Annotated in this window: 4 protein-coding genes; all 4 read right to left on the bottom strand. The window is 69.3% G+C overall.

The genetic code is table 11. From position 1 onward, the window contains the following. Nucleotides 1–1,124 precede the first annotated feature (1,124 nt). The 4 genes from ADK54_RS10615 to ADK54_RS10600 all read right to left on the bottom strand — a co-directional run bounded on the left by ADK54_RS10615 (nucleotide 1,125) and on the right by ADK54_RS10600 (nucleotide 7,624). Nucleotides 1,125–1,541: an Hsp20/alpha crystallin family protein gene (locus tag ADK54_RS10615; RefSeq protein WP_053725324.1), complete on the bottom strand. Its 417-nt coding sequence runs from the start codon at nucleotides 1,539–1,541 to the stop codon at nucleotides 1,125–1,127. Between the two features lie 131 nt (nucleotides 1,542–1,672). After that, nucleotides 1,673–4,330 carry a pyruvate, phosphate dikinase gene (gene ppdK / locus ADK54_RS10610; protein WP_053725323.1) on the bottom strand — a complete coding sequence of 886 codons (2,658 nt, stop codon included), beginning with the start codon at nucleotides 4,328–4,330 and terminating at the stop codon, nucleotides 1,673–1,675. Between the two features lie 181 nt (nucleotides 4,331–4,511). Further along, nucleotides 4,512–6,905 carry a glycoside hydrolase family 65 protein gene (locus ADK54_RS10605; protein WP_053725322.1) on the bottom strand — a complete coding sequence of 798 codons (2,394 nt, stop codon included), beginning with the start codon at nucleotides 6,903–6,905 and terminating at the stop codon, nucleotides 4,512–4,514. After that, entirely contained in the window at nucleotides 6,902–7,624 is a 723-nt protein-coding gene (locus ADK54_RS10600; protein WP_420717289.1) for an HAD family hydrolase, read from the bottom strand. Before ADK54_RS10600 ends, ADK54_RS10605 begins: the two co-directional genes overlap by 4 nt. Nucleotides 7,625–7,631 lie beyond the last annotated feature (7 nt).

The raw sequence follows: 7,631 nt of genomic DNA, 5'->3' as shown, positions 1-7,631 counted from the left end.
GGGTACGACGGGGGGCCGATCCCGGCGCCGGAGCTGCCGGCAGTGCCCCTGAAAGCGCGGGGTCGGGTGCGCTGATCTGCGCTTATGGGCGATCGGGCCCGGGCGGTGGGGCTGGTAGGCGTCGGCCCTGAAAGCGATCGATGGATGTCGTACGGAACCCCTCCAGTCTGGTGCGCGGGAGGGGTTCCGTCGTCCAGTGTGTGAGCTTGTGTGGGCGGGTTTGGTAGACCCAATGCTGACCTTGCTGACGATGCGTCATTTTCGCGTGCGGGTATATCGCTGAACGTTTAGTGCGTCTGGGGAGCGCTCGTGGCGAGACGCGCTCGCCTCATTGCTGACCCCTGACCTGACGGGTGCCGGCCAGGGGTGGCAAAGGGCTCTGACTGTCGTGTCCGCGCTTGTGTGCGAGCGGGCGAGTTGTGGGTTCTCGACAATCTCAGTTGGGGTGTGACTCTGCCGCTCGGGTCGGTCAGCACTCCTTCATGAGTCCGAGATTGCCTGGTGCCAGGTGGCTTCTTCGTGGGATCTGCAGAGTGGCTCCGGATGATGCCGGGGACCTTGTCCCAGTGTTCGGGGCGAAGGGGCCTCCGGAGGTTCCGCTGCCGAGGCGGCAGTTCACGGCGGTGCGGGTGGCGTTGTCCGGGTCGGGGTAGCCGTCGGCGTCCGAGCACGCGTGCTGCTTCGACGTGTCGCCCTGGCTGTCGGTGAAATCCTGGTGCGATTTGCGGACGAAGAGCTTGCCCCACGCTGCGTGCGTCATGCCCGGCCAGCGTCTGAGCCGAGGACGCGGCAGTCGGGGGCGTCGTCTCGGCTGGAGCGGCACTGGCCGGGATGCTGGTGGTGGAGTGTCGGCCGCGATCGCCGCAGCCGTCCGCGCACGTGTCCAGTAGGCGCGCACGGCCGCATCGAGAATGACGGTCCGGCAACGGCTGCCGCCCCGTCGGTCAGTGCTGCGTACCGGCCCTGACTTCCCGCCTTCGAGCGGCGGTGGAGCACGGAGGGGGGACGGCTCGTATGCTGCGGCCTATGTGCAGACACAACGGTGCAACGGGTGCACGAGCTGGTGTGCCGGGACCTGTGCGCGCCGCTGTCCCCGGGCGCACAGGCCAGTCGTTGACGCGACGTCAGGTGCGCCGCACCGTGATGGTCCGGGTGCTCACCTTGGGGTTTGTCAACGGGACCGTAATGGTCAGGACCCCGTCCTTGTATTCCGCGGTTGTTTCGTCCCCCTGCGCTCCGGCCGGCAGCCGGACCGAGCGGGCGAAGCTTCCGTAGCGGAACTCGGTGTGGTGCTTATCGGTTGTCTCGGCCCTGCGCTCGGCGCGCAGGGTCAACACGCCCTCCGTCATGGTGAGTTCGACGTCGTGGGCGGGGTCGATCCCGGGGAGTTCGGCACGCAGGGTGTACGCCTCGTCCGTGAGGGCTTCCTCGATGCGAATGTTGTGGATCCCTGGGGCGCTCGGCAGGCCCGCTTCGACCCAGCTGAACAGGTCGGGGAACTGAGGGGGCCAGCCAGGCAGCCGCTCGATCATTCCGCTCATCTTGCGCTCCTTCTGCCGGGTTTCCTTCCTTACCTTCAGAAGTACCCCCGCGACGCATATGCGGGCAGGGGCGGACCGGCCCTCGACAAGGGCCGGTCGGGCCACATCGGTTGTGCGGGGTCCGCCCGGTTTCAGGGGGCGGCCAGGGCTGCCCTGCCCGCTTCGAGGCGGGCCGCCGGAACGCGGAACGGAGAGCAGGAGACGTAGTCGATCCCGGCGCGGTGGAAGAAGTGGATGGAGGCCGGGTCACCGCCGTGTTCGCCGCAAACTCCCATGGACAGATGGGCATTGGCGGCGCGGCCCTCCTGGACGGCGATCGTCACCAGTCGGCCGACGCCTTCTTCGTCGAGGGTCTCGAACGGCGAATCCGTGAAGATTCCCCGGTCCAGGTAGCGCGGGAAGAACGATGCCTCCGCGTCGTCGCGGGACAGGCCCCACGTCGTCTGGGTGAGGTCGTTGGTTCCGAACGAGAAGAAGTCGGCGGCCTGCGCGATGCGGCTCGCGGTCAGAGCCGCACGCGGCAACTCGATCATGGTGCCGATCGGGCAGTGGAAGGCCTGCCCCGTCTCGTTGGCTACCTCGGCCAAGACCCGCTCTGCCTCGGCCCGTACGAGGCGCAGCTCCTCGACGGTGCCTACGAGCGGGATCATGATTTCGGCCCGCGGGCTGCCGCCGTCGCGCATCCGCTGGGCGACTGCTTCCGCGATCGCCCGTACCTGCATGGCCACCAGGCCCGGTACGGCCAGGGCGAGTCGGACACCGCGCAGACCGAGCATGGGATTGCGTTCGTGCATGCGCTCGACGGCGGCCAGGAGCTGGACGTCGCGCGGATTGGGAGGTGCGGCCGTGGCGACGCGCACGGCGAGTTCCGTCCGGTCGGGGAGGAATTCGTGAAGCGGCGGATCCAGCAGGCGGATGGTCACCGGCAGCCCGTCCATCGCAGCCAGAATCGCTTTGAAGTCCGATCGCTGCGGTGGCAGCAGGGCGGAGAGTGCCTGCCCGCGCGCCGCATCGTCGTCGGCCAGGATCATCGCTTCGACCAGGGCTTTGCGCTGGCCGAGGAACATGTGCTCCGTGCGGCACAGCCCGATGCCCTGGGCGCCGAAGCGGCGGGCGCGCGCCGCGTCCTCGGGAGTGTCGGCATTGGCCCGTACCTCAAGGCGGCGTACCGCGTCGGCGTGGGACAGGGCGCGCAGTACGGCCGCCGACGTCGGCCCGGTCTGCTTGCCGGACTCCAGGGCCCGGCCGACGTCGGAGGTGGTGAGCGGCAGGGCTCCTAGGTGGACCGTGCCGGCGGTGCCGTCCACCGAGACCGTGTCACCCTCGCGGACGACGACCCCGGAGCGGGTGGTCAGGCAGCGGCCTTCCGGATCGACGACCAGGGACTCGGCGCCACAGACGCAGACCTTGCCCATCCCGCGGGCGACCACGGCGGCATGGCTCGTCTTGCCGCCCCGGGTGGTGAGGACGGCCTGCGCGGCGATCATGCCGGGGAGGTCGTCGGGTGTGGTCTCCCCGCGTACCAGGACCGTGGGTTCTCCAGCGGCCGCGCGCCGGACCGCGGTCGCCGAGTCGAAGACGACCGCGCCCACGGCTGCGCCTGGTGAGGCGGCGATCCCCGTCGCGAGCGGTGCGCCGGCGGCGTCGGTCGCGAAGCGCGGGAAGAGCAGACGCGTGAGATGTGCGCCGTTGACCCGGGACAGAGCCTCGCGGCGGTCGATCAGACGCTCGTCCAGCAAGTCGTACGCGATGCGGAAGGCCGCCTCGGCGGTCCGCTTGCCGACGCGCGTCTGCAGGATCCACAGCTTGCCGCGCTCAAGGGTGAACTCGACGTCGCAGAGGTCCTCGTAGTGACGCTCCAACGTCCGCAGATGGTCGCTGAGTTCGACATAGGCGTGCGGGGCCAGCTGCTTCAGTTCGGCAAGCGGTACGGCATTGCGGACACCCGAGACGACGTCCTCGCCCTGGGCGTCCGGCAGGTAGTCGCCGTACACACCGCGCTCGCCGGTGGCTGGGTCGCGGGTGAAGGCGACACCGGTGCCGGAGCCCTCGCCCAGATTGCCGAAGACCATCGCCTGAACGGTCACGGCGGTGCCCAGATCATCGGGAATGTGGTCCCGCCTGCGATATGTCCGTGCGCGCTCCCCGTTCCAGGAGGCGAACACAGCACGGATGGCCCGGTGCAGCTGCTCGACGGGGTCCTGGGGGAACCGCTCACCCGACTCCCGGTGGATGAGCGCCTTGAACTTCTCGGTCAGCAGGATGAGATCGGCGGCATCCAGTTCGTGGTCGTCGGTGGCACCGCGCGCCGCTTTCAGGCTGGTGATGGCCTGCTCGAAGAGCTCGCCGTCGACGCCCATCACCGTGTGCCCGAACATCTGCAGCAGCCTGCGGTACGAGTCCCAGGCGAAGCGCTCCTGCCCCGAAGCCTTGGCCAACCCGGCCACGGTGGCGTCGCACAGACCGATGTCGAGGATCGTCTCCATCATCCCCGGCATCGAGTAGCGGCCGCCGGAGCGGACCGAGAGCAGCAACGGATCGTCGGTCCGGCCCAGGCCGCGTCCGGCCGCCCTCTCCAGGCCGGCCAGGGCATGCGCGACCTCGACACCCAGCTCGGGCGGTTCGGTTCCGGTGGCCAGGAAGACCCGGCAGGCCGTGGTCGTCACGATGAAGCCGGGCGGGACGGGCAGTCCCATGCGGGTCATCTCGGCCAGGTTGGCGCCCTTGCCTCCGAGCAGGTCGGCCATCTCCCGGCTGCCTTCGGCGAACTCGTACACGTAGTGGTTCATGGCCGTCCTCTCGTGCATGCGCGGGCCGTCGGGGCAGGACCTCGGCGGCGTGGCCACTGTGATCACACGCCGTCCCCGTCCCTCACCAGCCTTGTTGCCGGGAACCCGGCACGGGATGGGCCACAGGGGCATCGATCGGGTCCGTATGGCCCTGCCGAGCAGGCTTGCGCGGAGTGACCCGTCAGGAGGATCGCGGTTGCCAGTGGTGCGGAAGGGCCAGTTCACACGACTCTCCCGGGGCGACGGAGACGGTCCGTCCGGGCAGCTCGATGTCGATCGGCGCCCGGTCGGAGTCCGGGACCCGCACGCTCAGGCGCCCCGGCCGCATGTGCAGCCGTACACCCCAGTGGCCCCGGTAGCGGATCGTGAAGCCGTACTCGGAGAGCTCGGGCAGCGGCACCGGGTCCAGCCACAGTGCACCGCCGCGGGTCTCCAGACCGGTCAGGCCGCGCTGGACCAGGTCGAGCGTGCCCGCCATGGCACCCAGGTGGATTCCCTCGCCGGTGGTGCCACCCTGCAGATCGGCCACGTCGCCCTTGAGCGCCTCCTGCACGTACTCCCATGCGTCGGCTCGTTTGGCCCTGGCCAACACCCAGCCGTGCACGAGGCCGCTGAGTGTGGAGCCGTGACTGGTGCGGCGCAGGTAGTAGTCGACCGTACGGCTCCAGATCTCGTCGTCCAGCGGGTGACCGAGCCGTGCGAAGAGACCTCGGAGCTCTCCGGGGGAGAAGAGGTGGCCGAGCATCAGCACGTCCGCCTGCTTGGACGCCTGGTAGCGGTTGACCGTGTCTCCCTCGGCCTCCAGAATCCGGTCGAGCCGGCGGATGTCCCCGTACCTGGCCCGGTAGCGCTCCCAGTCCAGCGCGGCCAGTTCCTCGTAGCCCTTGAACTGGCTGATCACGCCGGAGTGGAATGGAACGTACAGCTCCCGAGAAATGTCCTCCCAGCGGGCTGGGGCATCCGTGTCGAGGCCGGTGCGCTCAGCGAGCTCCCGGCGGCACGGCTCGGGCAGCGTCCTGAGGAGCTCCAGGGCACGCTCCAGCACCCAGGCAGCGGTGACGTTCGTATACGCGTTGTCGTCGAGACCAGGTTCCTTCGCGTCGGGATAGGCATCGTGATACTCGTCGGGGCCGACCACGCCGCGGATGCGGTAGCGGCGCAGGCTTTCGTCGTACGTGGCCGAGTCGGCCCAGAACTGGGCGATCTCCAGCAACATGTCGGCGCCTTTGGTGTGCAGGAAATCCGTGTCACCGCTGGCTTCCCAGTACCGCCAGACGTTGTACGCGACCGCCGAGCCGACATGGTGCTGCAGCCGTGAGTGATCGGGCAGCCAGCGTCCGGAGCGCGGGTTGAGGTGCATTTCCTGGGTTTCCTCGCGGCCGTCGCTCCCGCTCTGCCACGGATACATCGCACCGGCCCGGCCGACCGCACGTGCGGCGTCGCGGGCCGCGCCCAAGCGGCGGTGGCGGTAGGTGAGGAGGGCCCGGGAGACCTCAGGGAAATGCAGGTTGAGATACGGCAGGACGAACAACTCGTCCCAGAAGACATGGCCCCGGTAAGCCTCGCCGTGCAAGCCGCGCGCGGGCACCCCGACGTCCAGGTCGGCGGTGTGCGGGGACAGCGTCTGGAGGACGTGGAAGAGGTGCAGCCGCAAAATGCGTCCTGCGTCCCCTGGAACCGTCAACTCGGCTTTCTGCCAAAGGTGTTGCCAGGCCATGCGATGCGTATCCAGGAGCGTCGGAAAGTCCGGAGCGTGGGAGACCCGGTCGACGGCGGCGCCGAGCGGGTCGGCGATCGCAGGGTCGTGCGAGGTGTGCAGGGCAACGGTCTTGTCGACCGTCGCCGAGTGACCGGGCCGCAGTCGCAGGCGGAAGCGCTGGACGGCCCGCCATTCCTCGTTGCACACCTCGATGGCTGCTTCCGGGGTGGCGATGCGGGCCGCCATGCCGATCCGGAGGTCGGAGGCGGTGGTGCGGCAGCGCAGCCAGATAGTGTCGGGGTTCGCCGCACCGGCTTCGGTATCGGTCAGGTGCAAGGAGTTGAGTGCTCGGTAGCGTTCGACGCCCGTGTTGCTCACTGTCGCGTCGAGAGCGGACTCCACTTCCAGTTCGCCGGACCATCCCTCAGCCGTGAACTCCGTGCGCAGTGCGGCGAGGTGAGGGTCCGCCATGTGCACGAGGCGAAGCTGACGCACGCGCAGTGTCCGGCCCGCCACATCCGTGTATCGCGACTCGCGCTCCAGCACCCCGGCTCGCAGGTCCAGCGACTGGCAGTGCGACAGAAGCTCCGTTCCGTCCGGTGTGAACCACGTACCGCCATCCGTCCGGAAGCGCAGCGGCAGCCAGTTGGGGAGGTTGACCAGGTCCTCGTTCTCGACTTCCCGGCCGGCGACGGTGGAGGTGAGGCGGTTGTAACAGCCCGCCGCATAAGTACCCGGATAGTGGACCGCGTCAGCCGTGCATTCCGGGGCGGCGCCGCGCGTGGCGAAATAGCCGTTCCCGAGAGTGCACAGGGACTCCCGCACCCGCTCCTGCGCGGGTTCGTAGCCCTCGTACTGCCACACCTCGTCCGTCATGTCCCGGCCTCTTCAGTCAGCAGGTCACCGAGATCCTTCACGACCAGGTCGGCTCCGTGCTTGAGCAAGGCGGTTCCATTTCCCCGTCCCGCCGTCCGGTCCACCCCGACGACCACCCCGAACCCGCCGCGCCGCCCGGCTTCGACACCGGCCAGGGCGTCCTCCACGACAGCCGTCTGCGCAACGGCTACTTCGAGCCGCCGGGCCGCTTCCAGGAACAGTGCGGGGTCAGGTTTGCCCGGCAGGCCGAGCCGGGCCGCCTCGGTGCCGTCGACGAGTACCTCGAAGAGGTCCATCACCCCAGCGTGCACGAGGAGCTCGCCCGCATGCCGCGATGCGGACGCCGCGGCGCATCGGATTCCGTCCTGCCGCAGCGCCTGCAGGAAGCGGACGGTGCCCGGATAGGCGTCGATGCCGCCCGCGCGCAGGCGTTGGACGAACAGCCGCTCCTTGTCCGCGGCGACCGCCTCCGCCAGTCCTCCGTCCGTGCGCAGTCCGCGTGAGGCCATGAAGGCCGTCGCGCCGTCGATGCGCGACTTGCCGTCGACGTACTGGAGGTAGTCGGTGCGTACGTCGAACGGCCGCCGCTGGTACGGGTCCTGGGGCGGATGCTCCAGGATGTGGGCGTCGAAGGCAGCCTTCCAAGCTTCGGCGTGCACCCGTGCCGAGTCCGTGATCACTCCGTCGGTGTCGAGGACCACGGCGCGCAAGCCGCGCAGCGCTGCG

The organism is Streptomyces sp. WM6378, from assembly GCF_001279695.1.
GTDB lineage: Bacteria > Actinomycetota > Actinomycetes > Streptomycetales > Streptomycetaceae > Streptomyces.
This window is presented reverse-complemented; position numbering and strand designations above follow the sequence as displayed.